General features: G+C 54.6%; 19 protein-coding genes. 9 read left to right on the top strand and 10 right to left on the bottom strand.

All coding sequences use genetic code 11. The features are described 5' to 3' along the window. Window positions 1-15: 15 nt before the first annotated feature. The 3 genes from fabF to HA50_RS30575 all read left to right on the top strand — a co-directional run bounded on the left by fabF (window position 16) and on the right by HA50_RS30575 (window position 4,519). Window positions 16-1,293: a beta-ketoacyl-ACP synthase II gene (gene fabF, locus HA50_RS30585; protein ID WP_084881137.1), complete on the top strand. Its 1,278-nt coding sequence runs from the start codon at window positions 16-18 to the stop codon at window positions 1,291-1,293. A 142-nt stretch (window positions 1,294-1,435) separates the two neighbouring features. Next, a complete protein-coding gene (locus HA50_RS30580) occupies window positions 1,436-3,271 on the top strand; it encodes a methyl-accepting chemotaxis protein (RefSeq protein WP_084881136.1) in 1,836 nt (611 codons plus the stop codon). 171 nt (window positions 3,272-3,442) lie between these two features. Further along, the gene (locus HA50_RS30575) at window positions 3,443-4,519 is read left to right on the top strand and encodes a diguanylate cyclase (protein ID WP_084881135.1); all 1,077 of its coding nucleotides are present in this window, start codon (window positions 3,443-3,445) and stop codon (window positions 4,517-4,519) included. Between the two features lie 3 nt (window positions 4,520-4,522). Here HA50_RS30575 and HA50_RS30570 read toward each other — a convergent pair whose 3' ends face one another. Continuing rightward, window positions 4,523-4,984 (bottom strand): OsmC family protein, encoded by a 462-nt coding sequence (locus HA50_RS30570; RefSeq protein WP_084881134.1) that lies wholly within the window; start codon window positions 4,982-4,984, stop codon window positions 4,523-4,525. A 63-nt stretch (window positions 4,985-5,047) separates the two neighbouring features. Beyond that, window positions 5,048-6,076 carry a LacI family DNA-binding transcriptional regulator gene (locus tag HA50_RS30565; protein ID WP_084881133.1) on the bottom strand — a complete coding sequence of 343 codons (1,029 nt, stop codon included), beginning with the start codon at window positions 6,074-6,076 and terminating at the stop codon, window positions 5,048-5,050. A 445-nt stretch (window positions 6,077-6,521) separates the two neighbouring features. Here HA50_RS30565 and HA50_RS30560 point away from each other — a divergent pair, with 445 nt between their 5' ends. Genes HA50_RS30560 through HA50_RS30550 form a run of 3 tightly spaced genes read left to right on the top strand, consistent with a single transcriptional unit; the run spans window position 6,522 to window position 10,350 of the window. Further along, window positions 6,522-7,241, top strand: a complete 720-nt coding sequence (locus HA50_RS30560) for a gluconate 2-dehydrogenase subunit 3 family protein (RefSeq protein WP_084881132.1) — start codon at window positions 6,522-6,524, stop codon at window positions 7,239-7,241. A 24-nt stretch (window positions 7,242-7,265) separates the two neighbouring features. Beyond that, on the top strand, window positions 7,266-9,038 hold the full coding sequence (locus tag HA50_RS30555) for a GMC family oxidoreductase (protein ID WP_084881131.1): 1,773 nt from the start codon (window positions 7,266-7,268) through the stop codon (window positions 9,036-9,038). Window position 9,039: 1 nt separating this feature from the next. Further along, window positions 9,040-10,350 carry a c-type cytochrome gene (locus HA50_RS30550; protein ID WP_084881130.1) on the top strand — a complete coding sequence of 437 codons (1,311 nt, stop codon included), beginning with the start codon at window positions 9,040-9,042 and terminating at the stop codon, window positions 10,348-10,350. Between the two features lie 404 nt (window positions 10,351-10,754). Here the strand turns inward: HA50_RS30550 and HA50_RS30545 are convergent, their stop codons facing one another. Together HA50_RS30545 and HA50_RS30540 are read right to left on the bottom strand one after the other, a co-directional pair. After that, window positions 10,755-10,919, bottom strand: coding sequence for a con-10 family general stress protein (locus tag HA50_RS30545; protein WP_013511857.1), 165 nt, complete (start codon window positions 10,917-10,919; stop codon window positions 10,755-10,757). Window positions 10,920-11,120: 201 nt separating this feature from the next. Beyond that, a complete protein-coding gene (locus HA50_RS30540; protein WP_084881129.1) occupies window positions 11,121-12,035 on the bottom strand; it encodes a LysR family transcriptional regulator in 915 nt (304 codons plus the stop codon). Between the two features lie 110 nt (window positions 12,036-12,145). Here HA50_RS30540 and HA50_RS30535 point away from each other — a divergent pair, with 110 nt between their 5' ends. After that, window positions 12,146-12,751 carry a LysE family translocator gene (locus HA50_RS30535; protein WP_084881220.1) on the top strand — a complete coding sequence of 202 codons (606 nt, stop codon included), beginning with the start codon at window positions 12,146-12,148 and terminating at the stop codon, window positions 12,749-12,751. On the opposite strand, the gene HA50_RS30530 is transcribed toward HA50_RS30535, so the two are convergent. Further along, on the bottom strand, window positions 12,748-13,716 hold the full coding sequence (locus HA50_RS30530) for a PDR/VanB family oxidoreductase (protein ID WP_084881128.1): 969 nt from the start codon (window positions 13,714-13,716) through the stop codon (window positions 12,748-12,750). The genes HA50_RS30535 and HA50_RS30530 overlap by 4 nt on opposite strands. Before the next feature lie 11 nt (window positions 13,717-13,727). After that, window positions 13,728-14,759 carry a molybdenum cofactor-independent xanthine hydroxylase subunit HpxD gene (hpxD, locus tag HA50_RS30525; RefSeq protein ID WP_084881127.1) on the bottom strand — a complete coding sequence of 344 codons (1,032 nt, stop codon included), beginning with the start codon at window positions 14,757-14,759 and terminating at the stop codon, window positions 13,728-13,730. 128 nt (window positions 14,760-14,887) lie between these two features. Between hpxD and HA50_RS30520 the strand changes: the two genes are divergently transcribed. Beyond that, window positions 14,888-15,802, top strand: coding sequence for a LysR family transcriptional regulator (locus HA50_RS30520; protein WP_084881126.1), 915 nt, complete (start codon window positions 14,888-14,890; stop codon window positions 15,800-15,802). Between the two features lie 12 nt (window positions 15,803-15,814). Here HA50_RS30520 and HA50_RS30515 read toward each other — a convergent pair whose 3' ends face one another. The 4 genes from HA50_RS30515 to HA50_RS30500 all read right to left on the bottom strand — a co-directional run bounded on the left by HA50_RS30515 (window position 15,815) and on the right by HA50_RS30500 (window position 18,076). After that, entirely contained in the window at window positions 15,815-16,117 is a 303-nt protein-coding gene (locus HA50_RS30515) for a contact-dependent growth inhibition system immunity protein (protein ID WP_084881125.1), read from the bottom strand. Between the two features lie 312 nt (window positions 16,118-16,429). Beyond that, window positions 16,430-16,972, bottom strand: coding sequence for a peptide-methionine (S)-S-oxide reductase MsrA (gene msrA, locus HA50_RS30510; protein WP_084881124.1), 543 nt, complete (start codon window positions 16,970-16,972; stop codon window positions 16,430-16,432). Between the two features lie 76 nt (window positions 16,973-17,048). Then, on the bottom strand, window positions 17,049-17,834 hold the full coding sequence (map, locus tag HA50_RS30505; protein ID WP_084881123.1) for a type I methionyl aminopeptidase: 786 nt from the start codon (window positions 17,832-17,834) through the stop codon (window positions 17,049-17,051). Continuing rightward, window positions 17,831-18,076 (bottom strand): ParD-like family protein, encoded by a 246-nt coding sequence (locus HA50_RS30500; protein WP_084881122.1) that lies wholly within the window; start codon window positions 18,074-18,076, stop codon window positions 17,831-17,833. The genes map and HA50_RS30500 overlap by 4 nt, the downstream gene beginning before the upstream one ends. Before the next feature lie 212 nt (window positions 18,077-18,288). On the opposite strand from HA50_RS30500, the gene bdcA reads away from it, so the two are divergent. Then, window positions 18,289-19,002, top strand: a complete 714-nt coding sequence (bdcA, locus tag HA50_RS30495; RefSeq protein ID WP_084881121.1) for an SDR family oxidoreductase — start codon at window positions 18,289-18,291, stop codon at window positions 19,000-19,002. Window positions 19,003-19,046: the final 44 nt, after the last annotated feature.

Here is a 19,046-nt window from a genome sequence, read left to right as displayed (position 1 = left end):
CTATCCGGAGATCATATGGATATCTCATTAAAGCGCATCGTCGTGACTGGCATGGGTATTGTCAGCCCGTTGGGATGTGGTGTGGAACATGTCTGGCGTAACCTGGTGAAAGGGCAGTCCGGCATCAGCCCGTTACCTGAAGCTATCGCGCAGGATATTCCCTGCAAAGTGGCGGGCCAGGTGCCTTCGGTTGAACAGGATCCGCAACATGGTTTTGACCCGCTGGCGGTTATCCCGGCCAAAGAGCGCAAAAAAATGGATCGCTTTATCGAATTCGCGCTGGTTGCGGCTCAGGAAGCCCTGACGCAGGCCAACTGGTTCCCACAGCTGGAGGCGCTGCGTGAGCGTACCGCGACCATCATTGCCACCGGTATCGGCGGCTTTAACGAAATCGCGGCGGCGGTAGAAACCACCAACAATCGCGGTCCGCGCCGTTTATCACCGTTCACCGTGCCCTCGTTTTTAGCCAATCTGGCCGCCGGTCATGTTTCGATTGCGCATGGCTTTCGCGGCCCGATTGGCGCGCCCGTCACCGCCTGTGCCGCCGGTGCGCAGGCGATTGGTGATGCCGCGCGGCTGATTCGCAGTGGCGAGGCGGATATTGCTTTGTGTGGCGGAAGCGAGGCGGCAATCCATCGCGTTAGCCTCGGCGGTTTTGCCGCGGCGAAAGCGCTTTCCAGTGGTTTTAACGATCAACCCGCCAGCGCCTCGCGTCCTTTTGATCAGCAGCGTGACGGTTTTGTGATGGGCGAAGGGGCGGGCTTGCTGGTGATTGAATCGCTGGAGCATGCGCTGGAGCGTGGTGCTACACCGCTGGCGGAGGTAGTGGGTTATGGCACCAGCGCTGATGCCTACCATCTGACCGCCGGACCGGAAGATGGCAGCGGCGCTCGCCGGGCGATGGAGACGGCGATTCGTCAGGCAGGGATCACGCCTGACGCTATCCAGCATATCAACGCGCACGCCACGTCAACGCAGGTAGGAGATAAAGGTGAGCTGGCAGCGATCCGTTCAGTTTTCGCCGACAATCCCGTGGCGATCACTTCAACCAAATCCGCGACCGGGCATTTGCTGGGTGCGGCAGGCGGGGTTGAGGCGATTTTCAGCATCCTGGCGCTGCGTGACCAGTTGGCACCGCCGACGCTGAATCTGCATCAGCCCGACGAGGCGGCCGCCGGTCTTGATTTGGTAGCGTTGACGGCTCGCCCGATGCCGATGGAGTACGTGCTTTCCAATGGATTTGGCTTTGGCGGGGTCAATGCCAGCCTGATTTTCCGTCGCTGGCAGGGATAAATTACCCAACATCACGCCGCCCCGCTGCGGGCGGTGTGATGACTCGCGCATTTTTGTGCACCTTACGATAAACAATTCCGCAATTCCTCCGATAACTCCAGCAGCAAACTTAACAAAAACGAAAAACGCAGGAGTGGGAAACATGGGATTGGTATCGCGATTGCGGAACGTGCGCATCACCAGAAAATTATCGGCGGGATTCGGCATCGTGCTGCTGCTGGTGGCGCTAGCCTCCGGGCTGAGTGTGCAGCGCTTTAATGAAATCCATAATATCTATCAGAAAACCAACCTGATTTATGACATCAATATTGAGGTCTTCCAGGCGAAAATTAACCGCCTTAAATATCTCTATGGCGATGATGCGTCAGGCGCGGTAATGGCGAAGTATGTGACTCACGCGCAGCAACTCACCGATGAGGCCAAAAAGCTTAACTGGTCAGATGGCGGCACGGAAATCATCCGCAATATCAGTACTTATCTGGCGGATTTTCAGCAGCGTATTGGGGCGATGACCCAGGCGACACAGCAGCTTAATAGCCTGCGCGCGCAGCTCGATAGCATCAGCCAGCAGGACACCACCTCACGCTATACGCAACTGATCCGTACCCCGGTTGCCACTCCTGAACTGACCAACCAAATCTACGACCAGTTATTCGCCATCAGCAACGTGCGCGAAGAAGCGCTGGCGCTGCGTTTTAACGTCAGCGAACCGTTGCGCAAAACGCTGGAAACCCATTTCAGCCAGGCGGAACAAGGGATGAAGGCGCTGCTGGCGCAATTACCGCCGGAACAGCAGGGTGGATTTAACGCGCTGTGGCAGGATACCGAACGTTTTAAAGATCTCAGTCTGCAGTCAGCACAGGCTTATACGCAGCTGCGTAGCGCGGAAGATGGCGTGAAAGTCGCGGGCGATAAAAGCAGTGCGGCGATCAAACAAATCATCACCATCGTGAAAGCACGCAATGATGAACTGGCTAACGGTTCCTCGGCGCTGTTATTGCTGATTGGCGGGCTGGCGATTCTGTTTGGTGTTCTGGTGGCCTGGTACATCATCCGCCAGATTACTCAGCCGGTCTTTCATAACCTTGAACTGGCGGAGCGCATTGCCAATGGCGATCTTAGCTCGCAGTTTGCCACCGATCGTCATGATGAACTCGGCAAGCTGACGTCGGCGATGGGGAGAATGAACGAACGGTTGCGCAGCATGATTGGCGATGTGTTAAGCAGCGTCAGCAGCGTGTCGCACGCGGCCAGTGCCATCAATCAGGGCAACCTTGACCTGTCTTCGCGTACCGAACAGCAGGCGGCGGCGGTGGTCGAAACGGCCGCCAGCATGGAGCAGCTCACCGCGACGGTGAAAAACAATGCTGAAAACGCCCGTCAGGCCAGCCAGATTGCCGCAGAGGCCACCCGCAATGCCAATCAGGGCGGTGTCGCGGTACGGGATGTGGTGAGTACCATGGGCGAGATTTCGGAAAGTTCGAAGAAAATCGCTGATATCACCGCAGTGATCAACAGCATCGCTTTCCAGACCAATATCCTGGCTCTGAACGCGGCGGTCGAAGCGGCGCGCGCCGGTGAACAGGGCCGTGGCTTTGCGGTGGTAGCAAGTGAGGTGCGTAACTTATCGCAGCGTAGCTCGCAGGCCGCAAAAGACATTGAACAGTTGATCAGCGAATCGGTCAGCCGCATTAGCAATGGTCATCAGCAGGTGGCACGCGCCGGTGAAACCATGGATCACATCCTCAGCAGCATTGCGCGCGTTAATGAAATCATGGAAGAGATTTCGGCAGCCTCGGATGAGCAGAGTCGCGGTATTGAACAGATTGCCCGCGCGGTGGGTGAACTGGATACCACCACTCAGCAAAACGCGTCTCTGGTGAGCGCTTCATCGGTTTCGGCTAACTCGCTGGAAGAACAGGCGGTGATGCTGGAACGTCTGGTGGCACAGTTCCGTTTACAGGGAACTGCCCGCTAAATAAAAAATGCATCGCGGGCCGCCTGTATGGCCTGCGATGCTGGTTTTACTCGCAGATCGTTAGAAATTTATTCTGTTACTAATGCACAAGGGAAAAAATCTGAAAAAGTCCGCTCGGGTTCGTGCTTTTCCGATAAACTGGATTTCTTGACGATCTGATATTTCCTGTGAATGAATTACTACTCACCTGATGATAACCACCTGAAGCGACGTTCTGTACGCTTCGTCCGTCGCATGTTCCTGATGCGCCAGCTTGGCACGATCCTGTGTTTTTTCCCGATCCTCTCGGTGCTGCTGGAAATGAATCGCGGCCTGGCATTCTGTGGTTTGTTATTTATCAACGCCTTTATCTGGCCCTGGGTCGCTTATCGCCTCGCGTTACGTGCGGAAGACTCCACCGCGACGGAGAGACGGAATCTGACCCTGGATGCGGCTTTTGGTGGCATCTGGGTGGCGCTGATGGGAATGAGTCCGATGCCGTCGTTTGTCATCATGGCGGTGCTGGCTTCAGACCGCTATGCCGCAGGCGGTGGGGCGCAACTGCTGGCGGCCCTTCAGGCATTCTTTTGCGCCTTTATGGTGGTGTGGCTGTTCGATGGCACGAGTTTCCATTGGGCGTTCAGTACCCAGACAGTCTGGCTGACGTTGCCCCTGGCGACGGTGTATATGCTGGCGCTGAGCGTAGCTTCCTACAATCTGACCTGGCAATTGCGCAAACGTAACCGCGAACTGGAGCGCATCGCGCTGATGGATCCGGGGTTAGAAATCCCCAACCGGCGCTTGTTCGAACGGCGACTGGAGAGCGAATTCCTTAGCACGCGCCGGGGCGACAGTTCCGCCTATCTGCTGCTGATCGATGTCGATAATTTTAAGGCGGTCAACGATACCTGGGGCCATGAAGCTGGTGACTTTTTGCTGGCGGAAATCTCGGCGTTGTTGCGCAATTATGTTGGGATACAGGATATTCCGGCCCGCTTTGGCGGCGATGAGCTGGGGGTGATTGTGCATCACGCTTGTGATGAATCGGTGGTGGCGCTGGCGGAACGTTTGAAAGAAAAGATTGCGCAGCTGCGTTTGCCCGCGTCAGCCGATTACAGTTGCTCGGTCAGTATTGGCATTGCCGCTGCCGCCAGTTCGGAATCGCTCGGCTACTGGTTACGCCATGCCGATGAAGCCTTGTATCAGGTGAAACGCGCCGGACGTAACGGGGTGCGGTTGTGGCAACCTGCGCTGGCCGGCGCGGCCTGAAACTTAATCGAAGCGGGGTTCGCAGTTCACTGGAAAGTTAAAGGAGTTGGCAACATAACAGGCCTCATGAGCCTGATGATGCAGCCCCCGCGCGCGGTCAGCATCCGCCGGGTTGCGCAAGGTAATGCGCGGTTTTAAGGTGATTTGTGTGAACCGACCGCGCGTGCCTTCCACCATCGTCCCTTCTGCTGCATCCTCATAACCTTCGACAATAATTCCGGCATCAGCGCATAGATGCAGATACCACAACTTATGGCAGGCTGAGGCTGCTGCCAGCAGCAACTCTTCCGGGTTCCAGCGTGTTGCGTCACCTCGAAAGGCGGGATCGGCACTCAGCGGCATGGTGGGTTTGCCGTTCGCCAGCAGCTCGCCATTGCGATCATAAGCGGTGTAACTGGCGGTGCCGTCACCGCGATTGCCGGTCCAGCGAACCGTCACCTGATAATGATGTTCCCGTGCTGCCATCGTTGTCGCTCCTTTTGCTGTTTAAGCCTGATAAATCGCGCCGCTACCACTCTGTACAGAGTTTTATCGATTGTGCGGGAGGTTTTCGGCGGTGACAATCCTTAGTTCTACGCTGCCATCCTGATATAAATCAGGCTGGTAGCCTTGCTCCAGATGACGCAGCAGCAGCTGTGTGGCCAGCTCCGCATGCTGGCGTGCGTTCTGGTCGAGGGTATAGGCCAGCACGTCTTCCTGTAATAAACGGTGCGTCACATCATACAGCTCATGGGTGATATAGCAGCAGTGACCAGCCAGACCATGTTGGTGCAGCAGTTCGCTGATATCGCTATTGCTGTCGCCGGAATTATATAAGCCGACCACATTGTTTGATTGCTGTAATGTCTGGTGTAACAGGGTGCGTATTTTGTGGCGTTCATCTTCACCGGCCAGCACTTCACGCAGCCGCAGCCAGGGGGCGCGCTGGCTGATAGCATCGCGGAAACCGGAAATACGTTGAATATGGGCGCGAAAATCAAAACGCCCACTGACCATAATGACGTCGCCTTCCGTCGGCATACTGCGGCTCATTAATAAACCGGCAGTGCGCCCGGCCTGATATTGATTTATTCCCACATGACATAAACGATGCGATTCGGGTAAGTCAGTGGCGAGTGAAATCACCGGAACCGATTTTTGTTGGCACGCTGATAATGCCTGGTGAATAACCGAATAATCGTGACCAAAGACGATAATACCGTCGCGCAACTCACTACTTTTATTTATCTTTTCTGCCAGCTTTTCGGGTTGTGATTCCGCCACCAGCGTACGGAATAATTTAATTTTTCGATAGCCAAGCCGATCGGCAATATGGGCGAATTCCTCCGCCAGCTGACGGAAAAACCAGGTGTTGTTGCTGCTTAAAAAGACCTCAATTTGCCACGGTTGCTGTGATTCCTCCGGCAGCAAACGCTGCAAACCCGCCTGACGCGCGGCGCGCAACACTTTGCGCGCTGTTTCTGGCCGGACGCCGCCACGTTCATTTAACACCCTGTCGACGGTCGCAATTCCAACCCCGGCCAGTTCGGCCACTTTAATCAGGGTGAGTTTTTTCATTTTTTCCTCAGCGCACCAGTATAAAAATTGTGCCGCATTATCCGGCAGCTAAGTTTGCGTTTTACATCACAGCAGGGCTTATTTTTGCGCCGTATTATGCTCAGGAGAGCATCGCTTGCAAGCAACTAAATGTTGCGAAACAAAAACGCACTGTACAACTGATCTCAACAAGAATTAAAAAAATCCATGATGGGAAACCATCAAGAAAACCCTTTCAAAATGCAGGGTGAGAAATTAACCTTTGCGTCGTTGTTAAAATTTATTTAATTCTTTGATTTGAATGTAAAGCTTCTTACCTCGTTGTTATTCTGATTATTAAACGCCCAATGGGCACGTCTGTATTTAATTCATACAGTTTTTCTTTATGGCAAGTTTATCGCCAGGCTAAAACACGTCTGTTATTTAGCCCGGTGAGCAATGTGACAAATTCATTGGCAGGGAAAATATGAAACGCAGAGAATTTCTCACCTCCATCACCGCATTGGGAGTGGCGTCCTCGATCCCCACGCTGGCGCAGGCTGAAGTCGTCAATGGCGGGCAGCCGTGGGAACCGGGCAAAGTGCAAACGCCACTCGCACCGCCGAAAAAAGGTGGGCTGCAATACCTCACGCAACACGAATTCGACACCGTGGGTGCCATCGCCGAACGTTTTATTCCGGCTGATGATATGAGCATCAGCGGCAAAGACGCGGGCTGCGCCATTTTTATCGATCGGCAGCTGGCCGGTGATTACGGTAACGCGGTCGCGGTCTATCGTCTTGGCCGCTTTGTGAAAGGCACTCCGGAACAAGGCCCACAGTCACCGCTGACTCCCGCACAACGCTATCGTTTGGGCCTTGCGGCGCTCGATAACGCGACGCAAAAACAGTATGGCAAAACCTTTGTGGCACTAAACGGTGATCAACAGGATGCGGTATTGCAGGCGATGGAGAATAACAAACTGGATCTCGGCGAGCAGGTGGAAACGAAGGTGTTCTTCGAACTGCTGCTGCAAAACGTCCGTGAAGGCTTCCTCTCTGATCCGATCTACGGCGGCAATAAAGAGATGGCCAGTTGGAAGATGATTGGTTTCCCTGGCGCACGCTACGACTTCCGTGACCTGCTGGCGAAGAAAGGGCAGAAGCTCAACATCATTCCTACCAGCCTGATTGATAACACCCTTTAACTCCCGCAATAACGAGTTCTGAACATGAATAATGTCCGTCCAAAAGCTGATGTCGTCATCGTCGGTCTGGGTTGGTGTGGCTCTTTGATCGCCGAAGAGCTGACCCGTGCTGGTTTGAATGTCGTTGCCATTGAACGTGGCCCGTGGTTTGAAACCGCGACTGACTTCCCCCCTTCGATTGATACCGATGAACTGCGCTGGGATACCCGTCGCAGTATGCTGCTGCCGCCCGCAGTGGAAACCACCACGTTCCGTAACAATCGCAGCCAGACCGCGCTGCCGTCGCGTGAGTGGAACCTGAACGAACTGGGCTACAACGTCGGTGGTTCCGGCACGCACTGGGCCGGGATGGCCTGGCGTTTTACCCCGTTCGATTTTGAACCTTACACGCAAACTGTCACCCGCTATGGCAAAAAACAAATCGCCGAAGGGCTGATTTTGCAGGACTGGGGCGTCACTTATGACGAACTGGAACCTTTCTATGACCGTTTCGAGAAGATTGCCGGGGTGTCGGGCAAAGCGGGCAAGCTGAATGGCGAAATCATCCCCGATGGCAACCCGTTCGAAGGTAATCGCAGCAGCGAATATCCGCTGCCCGCGCTGGAAAGTATGCGTCTGACCGATCTGTTCCGGGATGGCGCGAAGAAGCTGGGTCTCAATCCATTTATGGTGCCTGCCGGGCAGGCCTCGCGCGCCTATGTTAATCCGCTGGGCGTGCGTATGGGGCCCTGCACCTATTGTGGCTACTGCCTGTATTACGGCTGCGGCAACTTCTCCAAATCCAGCCCCAACGCCTGTGTGATTCCGGCGCTGATGCAGCGTGAAAACTTCACCGTGCTGACGGATTCTGCCGTCGTACGCGTCAATAAAGCCGCCGACGGTAAAACGGCCACCGGCGTGACCTATATCGACAAGAACAAGAAAGAGTGGGAGCAACCAGCGGATATCGTGATTTTGTCCGCATTCCAGATGCAAAACGTGCGCCTGTTGCTGCTGTCGCAAATTGGTAAGCCTTACGATCCGGTGAGCAAAACCGGCGTGGTGGGTCGTGCTTACAGTTTCCAGACCGTGTCCGGTGCCAATTTGTTTTTCGCGGATGAGAACCTTAATCAGTACATCGGGGCCGGTGCGTTATCGCAGCAGGTTGATGACTATAACGGTGACAACTTCGACCATACCGGCCTCGGTTTTATCGGCGGTGCGGGTATTCTGGTGGTCGCGCGTGGTGCACGACCGATTGGTAACGCCGATGTGCTGCCACCGGGTACGCCGCGCTGGGGTAAAGAGTGGAAACAGGCGTATACCCACGCGTTCCAGAACGCCACCTTTATCTTCGGTCAGGGCACCAGTTACTCGCATGAAGATTACTATCTCGATCTCGACCCGGAATACAAAGACGACAACGGCAATCCACTGCTGCGCGTCACCTATGACTACAACGAGAACGACCGTCGCTCAGCCAGGTTCATCGAAGAAAAAAGCGTCGAAATTGGTAAAGCGATGGGCGCTCAACAGGTGATTGGCACCAACTCGGCATCGGATAGCTATTCCCCTTATAACTTCGCCAGCGATCACACCATTGGTGGTGCGGTGATGGGCACCGACCCCAAAACCAGCGTTTTGAACCGTTATCAACAGAGCTGGGATGTTCATAACCTGTTTGTTCTCGGGGCATCGTCCTTTCCGAACAATGCGGGTTACAACCCCACTGGCACCATTGGTGCACTCAGTCTGTGGACGGCGAAAGCCATTATCGAGCAGTACCGGAAAAACCCTGGCCCGCTGGTGAAGGTGTGACATGAAAAAAACAACGATTGCAGGTGGCGTGGTCATTGTGGCCGCCGCCGTGGCTGCGGCCTTGCTGTGGCAAAACGGGAACACGTCGGCGGATGATGTCGCCAGTCAGGATGTGCTGACCAGCCAGCCGCCAGGTGCGGATGATGCTGCGGCGGTGGCTCGTGGTCGCTATGTCGCGATTGCCAGTGACTGCACCGCGTGCCACACCATGCCGGAGAGCAAATTGCATCTGGCCGGAGGTTATGCGATCAGCACGCCATTTGGTGGCATCTACGCCAGCAACATCACGCCGGATGTGGAAACCGGTATTGGCAGCTGGACTGAGCGGGATTTTTTCCGCGCGGTACGCCATGGCAAAGGCAAAGAGGGTGAGAACCTTTATCCGGCGATGCCTTATAACGCCTACGTTAAGCTGACCGATCAGGATATGCACGATTTGTGGATGTATATGCGTTCCGTGCAGCCGGTGCACTATAAGGTGCCGGAAACCCACCTCGGCTTCCCGTATAACATCCGTCTGGCGATGATGGGATGGAATCTGCTGTTCTTTAAAAACGCCGGTTTCCAGCCGGATCCGAATCATTCCGCTGAGTGGAATCGCGGGGCGTATCTGGTGGAAGGGCCGGAACACTGCGCCGCATGCCATACCGCGAAAAACCTGATTGGCGGTGACACCAGCGATTATTTGCAAGGCAGCAACCTTGCGGAGTGGCACGCACCGGATATCACGCCGAATGATTACACCGGCATCGGTGGCTGGAGCAATGAGCAAATCGTGCAGTACCTGAAGCTGGGCAGCAACCATGTCGCGGTGGCATCGGGTCCGATGGCTGAGGCGGTGACCAACTCGACTCAGCATCTGACCGATCAGGATTTGCAGGCGATTGCGGTGTATCTGAAATCGGTACCGGCTTCAGCAACGCAACGCCCGCAGCCCCTGTCTGCGGATACTGCACAAATGAAGATGGGGGAAAATGTCTATTCGGCCAATTGCAGCGCCTGCCATAACAGTGATGGTAAAGGCATACCCAACCTGGCGGCCAGCCTGGCAGGGAATCCGGGACTGATGGCGGAGGATACATCATCTATCATCACCACCGTGTTGCAGGGGGGCCGCGGGGCTGTCACCGCCGGCAATCCTACCAGCGGTGCGATGCCATCCTTTGCCTGGAAACTCTCGGATGCTCAGGTGGCGGCGGTAGCGACTTACCTGCGTAACAGCTGGGGCAATGCTGCGCCTGCGGTGACTGCGGACGACGTGGTGAAACAGCGCACATCACTGCGGCTGCCTGCGCAAATGGCAGAACATTAAGCGTTAAACCTGCGATAACGCGCTGCGGCATTGTAGCGGCGCGATTTATCGCGCTTTATGTTGTGATTCTGTACAAGTCATCAAAATATCACTTTGCATAATCCGCCACAGCGAAACACATAGGCTTCAGGAAAGTAGCATCACAAATGCAAGAAATGACGACTTTTTATAAGGTTAGTTATTGTCAGGTCCATTTATTAATTGAGATATATTGATTTTTGGTTTTGTTTTAATTTGTACAAGGAAAATATCCTTGTACAAATTAAATGGTCTGTTTGTATAAGATGGCGGGGAATATCCTGGTGTTTGTGGGAAAATAACTCTCCGATAGCACTTACCATGTTCGTCAGGAAAGAATTTCCCACAAAAGGAAGAAATGAATATGGAATATTTGGATGTTTTCGTTACTTGCGGCGACTGATTTTTCCACCTTTTCGGCCAGCTTCGATGGCGCGCTCCGGGTCATTGCGGAAGTTCCCACCACTCATCTGACCACCTTTGCGACCCGCTTCAGCCGCGCGCTGCTTATCTTCTGCAAAGTTACCTGAACCACCACGACGTTGTGTCATTGTTTATTCCTCATCGATGTATTTGGCGATTAACGGTACGTGCTTCTTTTACCTCGTGAAGCAAGAATAACTGTAGCGGTGATTTTAATTATGGTGGTCTAGGAATAATCCTAAGTTTGCAATTTTGCCGGGTTTAAATTCTGTCGTTAAAATTATTTTCGTTGATTTAGATAGCTACAAAATAATTTCCAGCCTAATGTTCTAAGCGCCGCTGTTTAACCGTTCCACCCCATCTGGCAGTTCGGCAGGGACATGTTCTTTTAGCCAACACCACAATGCTTCGGTCTGGGAGGTTTTGGCACCGACGCGCGGGCAGACAAAGTAATATCCGTCACCGGTTGCCACCGCCTGGGTAAAAGGCAAGGCCAGCAGTCCATCGCGCACCGCAGTCAGACTCAACATCAGGTCACCCACCGAAATGCCGTGGCCGCTGATTGCCGCCATATTGCCTTGTTCAAGTGTGTCGAACACCTTGCCTTGCCAGAGATTGGGGACAGGTGTGTACCCGGTGGCGTGCAACCAGCGCCGCCAGTCGCGCCGATCGGCCGTGGGATGAATGAATTCACAGCTGGCCAGATCCTGCTGCGCCTGGTGTTTAAGGGGCGGGGCACACAGTGGAATCAGCCACTCTTTAAATAACAGCCGACTTTCGCTATCAGGGCCAAAATCACCGTTGCCGAGCAGAATGGCACAATCAAAAGGCTCATGGCTGAAATCGACACTGTCAGTTTCCATCCAGACGCTGGTGATGGCGACGGGTTGTGTTGAGTTTTGCTCACGATAAGCCTGCAAAACATCGAGCAACCAGCGCATGGTCAGCGTTGACGGCGCTTTCAGACGCAATGCTTTACCCTGCTGGCTGAAGGCGGCACAGGCGCGTTCAAGGTTGTCGAATCCCTCCTGCAATTGCAGCGCCAGTATTTTTCCCGCCGGGCTGACTTCCACCTTTGGCCCACGCCTGATGAAGAGTTCACAGCCAAACACGGTTTCCAGCGTACGGATATGACGGCTGATGGCTCCAGGGGTGACATGCAACACAGCAGCGGCCTGGCTGAAGGACCCAAGCCGGGCGGCACAGGCGAAGGCGCGCAGAGCATAGAGCGGAGGAAGTGACATTATCATGTTCTATTGTGACTAAAACTCATATTCAACGTCAGTTTTATCCGTTTTTCAACCGGATCAGCGCGGGGGATACTGCACTTCCTTTTTCTCTAACGATGTCGCTCATGAACCTGGTGTTGCTCAGTACCTATATGTTGACCGTTCTCACCTTATTAGTGACGCCAGGCCCGGTGGTGGCGCTGGTAACCGGCACCGCTGCGCGCCATGGTACACGGCGGGCCTTGGCCACGGTGATGGGAGCGCATGGTGCGTCGCTGGTGCTGATTGCGCTGGCAACCCTGATGCTGGTGGGGTTGGTGTCGATCAATACACTAAGTTTGCGCATCGCGGCACTGGCGGGGTGCGGCTATATCGGTTTTGGCGCATGGCGGGGATTAACCGCGCCAGCAGCACCCGCTGGGCAGCAACATGTTATGCAGGGCGGGGTGTGTCAGGGTTTTTGGGTCGGGGTGGCAAATCCGAAAGATATTCTGTTTTTCGCCGCGCTATTTCCTCAATTTATCAGCGTTACGCCTCACGTTAGCACCAGCCTGATGGTGCTGACAGGGGTGTGGATGGTGTTCGATTTCAGCGTGATGATGTGTTACATCCTGGTGGTACGTCACTGGGTGACGGGCAAACAGCAGCGGCGGCTGGAGGTGTTATCCCAATGCTTTCTGCTGCTGGTCGCCCTTGCTGGCGTGGGCTATAACCTGTGGGAAATGTGCTAAAGATCAATCACCAGGTTGCGTGACAAACTGCGCGAACAGCACAGGGCGATATATTGCTCAGCCGCGCTTTTCTCGGCGTCTGATTGTACCGTATCGCGATGATCGGCTTCCCCTGCGGTCACGCGCGTCAGACAGGCACCACACATGCCCATCTCGCAGGAAAGCGGAACATCGACGCCGTTTTCCAGTAACACCGTGGCGATGGTCTTTTCTGGCGGCACCGGCCATTGCTGACCACTGGAGGCGAGGGTGACGGTAAAGCTCTCGTCGTTGCCACTCGTCAGGGCAGTCGTCAGGGGCTTAAAGGCCTCAATATGGATATTCTCCTCATGCCAGCCGTGCTGCGTTGCCGTGGCACGCATATGGGCCATGAAGCCCTCCGGACCGCACAGATAGAGATGGGTATCTTCTGCCGGATCCAGCAATTCTGCCGGGGCATGATTGCGCGGACTGCGTCCTTCGCTGCTGTGCCAGATTTCGCAAAAACCGTGTTGAAAGGGTTGGGATAATTCCGGCAAAAATGCCTCGTCACCCCGTTCCCTGACATAGTAATGGAGCACAAAGGCGACACCGGCGGTTTCCAGCGCCTGTGCCATGGCGTACAGCGGTGTAATACCGATCCCCGCCGCCATCAGAATCACTTTGCCTGCGGTGGTGAGCGGGAAAAGGTTACGTGGCGGAGAAATGTCGATCACCTGGCCGGGGCGGAGCACCTCGTGCACATAGCGTGATCCGCCACGCGATTGTTTATCGCGCGCGATGCAAATCTGGTAGTGGCCGGTGTTTTCGCTGTGTCCGGTCAGTGAATATTGCCGTACCAACCCCTCACGCAGGTGGACATCAATATGCGCACCCGGTTGCCAGCACGGTAAAGGCTGGCCATTTTCTGCCACCAGATTAATCCCCAGATTGTGACGACCCTGACGATAAATCCCATCCACCACCACCCGTAAAACGTTGCTCATCATCGCCTCCATTAGACCAGGAAAAACTCACCGAAGCCCATCCGTTTCAGGCCGCGACGATAGGCGATCGAGCTGCGATCGGCCGGGATATGTGCCTCCAGCGTCAGGTCAAGCGGCAGGCGTTCTGGCATTTGGGTTTCCACCATCAGCCGGTCCTCCTCGAAAACGCGCTGGTTAAAGGCGTGGACATCTTCCACAGGAATGTGCAGATCAAAATTGCGGGCAATCGGGGCGAACATGCGGGTTTTGCGTGCTGAAACCGGTGAGGCGGCATTCATGATCACCAGTCGCGCCTCGCCGGGAAAATGGATTGTCAGTGTGGCGGTGAACGGCAGGTGCATCTCAAAATGACGCAGCCACTCGAAGCCTTCCGGTGCCTGCTGGCCGCTGTCGGCGGCGAAGTTACTGACGGAACTCCAGTAATCCACCGCGAAACCATAGGCGGTTTCGATGGGGTGATAAGGCGGAACGGTCTGGTTCTCCGGGTCAGCAAAGGTTTCGGTATGCACCCAGGCGAAATGCGCCACGTCGAGAAAACCTTCCACCTGACGACCGGCGAAGCCGTTAACATCGAAGCCTGGGCAGTTAATCTGCTGGAATCCGGCATCGTCCCAGTGCGGCATCACCGGCAGCGGAGCAGGGTTGTCAGCGTCCGGGGCCATGCACACCCAGATCAGCCCGTAACGTTCTTCCACCTGATAGTTAATCAGATTGAGTTTGGCGGGGATTGGCTGTCCGGGGCTGGACGGGATGCGGTTACACCGTCCGCCTTCACCGAAGCGCAGGCCGTGATAAGGACAAACCACCCCTTCCTCATCATGAAAGCCGAGCGTCAGCGGCACACCACGATGCGGACACACATCGCGCGCCACCACCACCTGACCTTTGATGCGATACACCACCAGCTGCTCATCCAGCAGCACCGCTTTGGTGGGGGCACCGGCGATGTCACAGGAACGTGCCACCGGGTGCCATTGACTGGCGAGACGCAACCAGTCATCAGGTTCAAAAGTGCAGTGGGCGGGTGGGGTGATGGTGTTCATAGCGATGTCCTGTCGGTTGCTCACATTAAAAGACTTCATTTTTGTCTGGTCATTGTTGATAATTAACCCTGTACAAATCCATCAGCATTAATTCAATTATGTGTTGCAAAAATTAGTACAGGTGAAGCATGAGTCCATTTTCCCGATTTGCGGTTTATTTTGCCGAGGTGGCGCGCAGCGGCAGTCTGCGCAAAGCGGCGGAAAAGTTGCATGTATCCGCCTCAGCGATTAACCGGCAAATTTTGCAGGCTGAGGAAAGTTTTGGCACGCCGCTGTTTGAGCGCCTGCCGGATGGCCTGCGCATGACGACCGCCGGTGAATTGTTGTATGACGATGTGATGCGCTGGCAGCGCGAGTTCCGCGTCACCCGCCAGCGTTTTGATGATATTCAGGGGCTAAAACGCGGCAACGTCAGCGCCGGGTTGGTGCAGTCGCTGACCAAAGGTAAAGTGGCTGATGCGCTGGCGGACATTGCCCAGCAACATCAGTGGCTGCGGCTGGAACTGACGGTGGATAACAGCCATGCCATCAGCCAGTTAATCCGCCAGGCGGAAATTGATTTTGGCCTGATTCTCGACCCCGCCGGACAAAGTGGCCTCGAAGTGCTGGCATTTGCTGAACTGGAAATGGGAGTGGTGCTGCCACCAGAACATGCGCTGAGTGGCCGGACATCGTTATCGCTCAGTGAGCTGAGTGGTGAACGCCATATTATCCCCGGCGAATCGCTGGTGGTGCATGAACGCGTCGCCGCGTTGTATCGCAAGCAGGGGCTGGAACCGGATAATATCATCGCCTGTAATGATATCCGGCTGATCCGCAGTCTGATTGCCCAGGGCACGGGCATCTGCGTGTTAAGCCTGCTGGATGTGATGAGTGAAGTGGAAGAAAAGCAGCTGAACTTTGTGCCGCTCAAAAACAGCGTATTGCGCCCACTGACGCTGGCGCTGTGTACTGCCCCTTCCCGTCAGCTGTCGCGTGCGGCACAACGGGTGATTCAGCGGATCACCGAAGTGATTGATGAGATGACGCCGCCCGGTGACTGAGCGGCGGCCGGTTTAATTGATGGATTGGCTGATTTTGTCTCTGACCAGTTTTAGAAAGGCGGCGGGCGTAGTGCCCCAGAGTTCGGGAGAGAATGTGCGTTTGTAATGTGCTCTGAAATCTTTATCCACATCATCACATTCTTTCAGGAACAGATCGATGTCATCAATCACGGCATGACGCATCCCTTTATGGGATGCCGCCAGGAATGCATCGATTTTGGGTTCTATTTCTTCACTGTCGTCAAACAGGTCATAGTCCTGCCCGAAATAAATACCAATGAGATCATCAAGAGCGCTGATATTGATTCGGTCCATATCTAAAGTTCCGGGAATGCGGTTAACACAAAATAGGGCTTTCCGTTATAGGGTCTGAATTCGAGGGAAACACGTACGCTATTATTAGCGTTCCGTTGCTGGTTGAAAAACAACCTGTACTTTAACGGTAAACGCCATGACGGAAACGCCGCCCAGGTCATAGTCTGGAAAAATTCTCTCAGATAAACAATATCTTATCAGAAATCTCTTAATGATAAGATGGCCTGTAGCGGCGCGATTTATCGCGCAATTCCGTGCACGGTGCCGGAAAAAACGCGTGATAAATCACGCCGCTACAACCCGTGCGATAAGTCAGAGCGGGTTTTCTTTTGCCTGTTTCGGGAACTTGTTACGCAGCTTTTGCAGTTTGGCGGGGATATTCATCATGCAGAAGGCATTTTCCTGGCCCTCTTTTTCCCAGAAGTTCTGATGGTAATCTTCGGCCGGATACCATTCGCTCAGTGGTTCGAGTGTGGTCACCAGCGGTTTACCGATTTCCGCCTCAGTGCGGGCGATACCCTGTTTGGCGGCGATACGCTGTGCATCTGAGGTGGGGAACAGTGCAGAACGGTAGCGGGAACGTTCAACGCCCTCTTTGATATTCGGCTGGCTCGGATCGTGGGTCGCGAAGTGGATATCCAGCAGATCGTCGTAGCTGACGATATCAGCATCAAACACGATTCTGACCGCTTCGGCATGGCCGGTGGTGTCGCTATACACCTGGTCATAAGTCGGGGAGGCAACATGCCCGCCGATATAACCGCTTTCTACTGCGATGACGCCATCGATGGACTGAAAAATTGCCTCGGTACACCAGAAACAGCCACCGGCAAAAATCGCGCTTTCACTTTTCACGCTAACATCCTGACCCTGAAATAAATGATGGCGCTACCCTACATCACTGGCAGGGAAAGCGCCATCGTCAGACATGTCAGATGGCCGGGTATTCACCGGTGCCGTCCGGCCACGGCGTCAGCAGGTCAAACCCGCTTTCCGTCACCGCCACGGTATGTTCCCATTGGGCTGACAACGAACGATCTTTTGTCACCACTGTCCAGCCATCGGAAAGCACGCTGGTACCCGCTTTACCGGCGTTGATCATTGGTTCGATAGTGAAAATCATACCCGCTTCCAGCGGCATGCCCGTTCCCGCTGTACCGTAATGCAGAATTTGTGGGTCACCATGATAAATTTCACCGACGCCGTGACCACAATATTCACGCACCACCGAAAAACCGGCTTTCTCAGCGACCTGCTGAATGGCAGCGCCAATGTCACCCAACGTGGCACCGGGTTTCACTACGCGGATACCTGCCACCATCGATTCATAGGTGATCTCCACCAGACGTTTGGCGCGCACTGACGGCGTGCCAACGAAATACATGCGGCTGGTGTCGCCGTACCAGCCATCTTTGATGATCGCCACGTCGATATTAACGATATCGCCGTCTTTCAGCTTCTTCTCCCCCGGAATACCGTGGCACACCACATGATTGACGGAAGTGCAGGTGGTGCGGGTATAACCGTGGTAGCCGATATTGGCCGGAATCACCTTTAATTCGTTAACGATAAAATCGTGACAGATGCGGTCCAGTTCGTCGGTGGTGACGCCGGGTTTCACATAAGGGGTGATCATTGCCAGCACTTTGGCGGCGTCATGACCGGCAGCGCGTGCCAGTTCAATTTCATGGGGTGAATGCAATTTGATGTCGTTCATTGCGCGGTTCCCTGCGGTGTCAGTAAAGAGGTGTTAAGCAGCTTAGCCAGATCGGAGCCGCCATCGATTTCTACCCGCATCAGCAGACGTGTCAGTTCCTGATGGCTTAATTGCGGATAGAGTTCGGCCAGCATGCCAATTTTCATCCAATGCTCCGCCTGAGCGTTGATCGAGCGGCTTAACGCCGTGCTCGCTACGCGCAGATTCTCGTGCATCAGATCGGAGATTTTTACGATACCCATCACATGGCCTATATGAAACGTATATGGTTTATATATAGATTACGCCGGGCGCGCTGATTTTGAAAGGTAAAGTTTTCGCTGGTCCGTAGGTTAATCGGAGAACGCAACATTTCGCTTTCGTCGGACAACGTGTCGCGTTGTCATAACCAACGTCAGCTAAACTGACTGCATCGTAGCCAATGGCGGCTACCCGAAATCACTAAGGAGTGCCCATGTCTTATTTTCAAGGTAAGTCTGTCCTGGTGCTCGGCGGCAGCCGGGGAATTGGTGCGGCGATTGTCCGGCGCTTTTGTGCCGAAGGCGCTAACGTTATTTTCACCTATGCCGGATCGCCCGACGCCGCCAGACAACTTGCTGAATCAACGGGTAGCCAGCCTTTCCAGACTGATAGCGCAGACCGCGATGCCGTGATTGCCCGTGTACGGGACTGTGGCCCGCTGGATGTGCTGGTCGTCAATGCAGGTGTCATCGCCTTCGGCGATGCGTTAGAACAGGATCCTGACGAGGTTGAGCGGCTGTTTCGTATCAATATCAATGCGCCATATTTCGCCTCTGTCGAGGCGGCACGTCAGATGCCGGAAGGTGGGCGCATTATCATCATGGGTTCCGTCAATGGCGATCGCATGCCGATACCCGGCATGGCGTCTTACGCCCTGAGTAAATCTGCCTTGCAGGGCATGGCGCGAGGACTGGCGCGTGATTTCGGCCCGCGTGGTATCACGATAAATGTGGTGCAACCTGGCCCCATCGATACGGATGCGAATCCGGCGGAAGGGCCATTGAAAGACCTGATGCACGGGTTTATGGCGATCAAGCGTCATGGACGAGCTGAAGAAGTCGCAGGGATGGTCGCATGGCTGGCTGGCCCGGAAGCAGGATTTGTCACCGGGGCAATGCATACCATCGATGGTGCATTTGGTGCCTGATTTATCCCTGGCTTGGGAACATTCGCCCGCGCTGGCGGGCGTTA

Origin of the sequence: Pantoea cypripedii (assembly GCF_002095535.1) — a bacterium.
In the GTDB taxonomy this organism is placed as follows: Bacteria; Pseudomonadota; Gammaproteobacteria; order Enterobacterales; family Enterobacteriaceae; genus Pantoea; species Pantoea cypripedii.
Note: the sequence above shows the minus strand (reverse complement) of the source record. Positions and strands in the feature narration are given on the sequence as shown.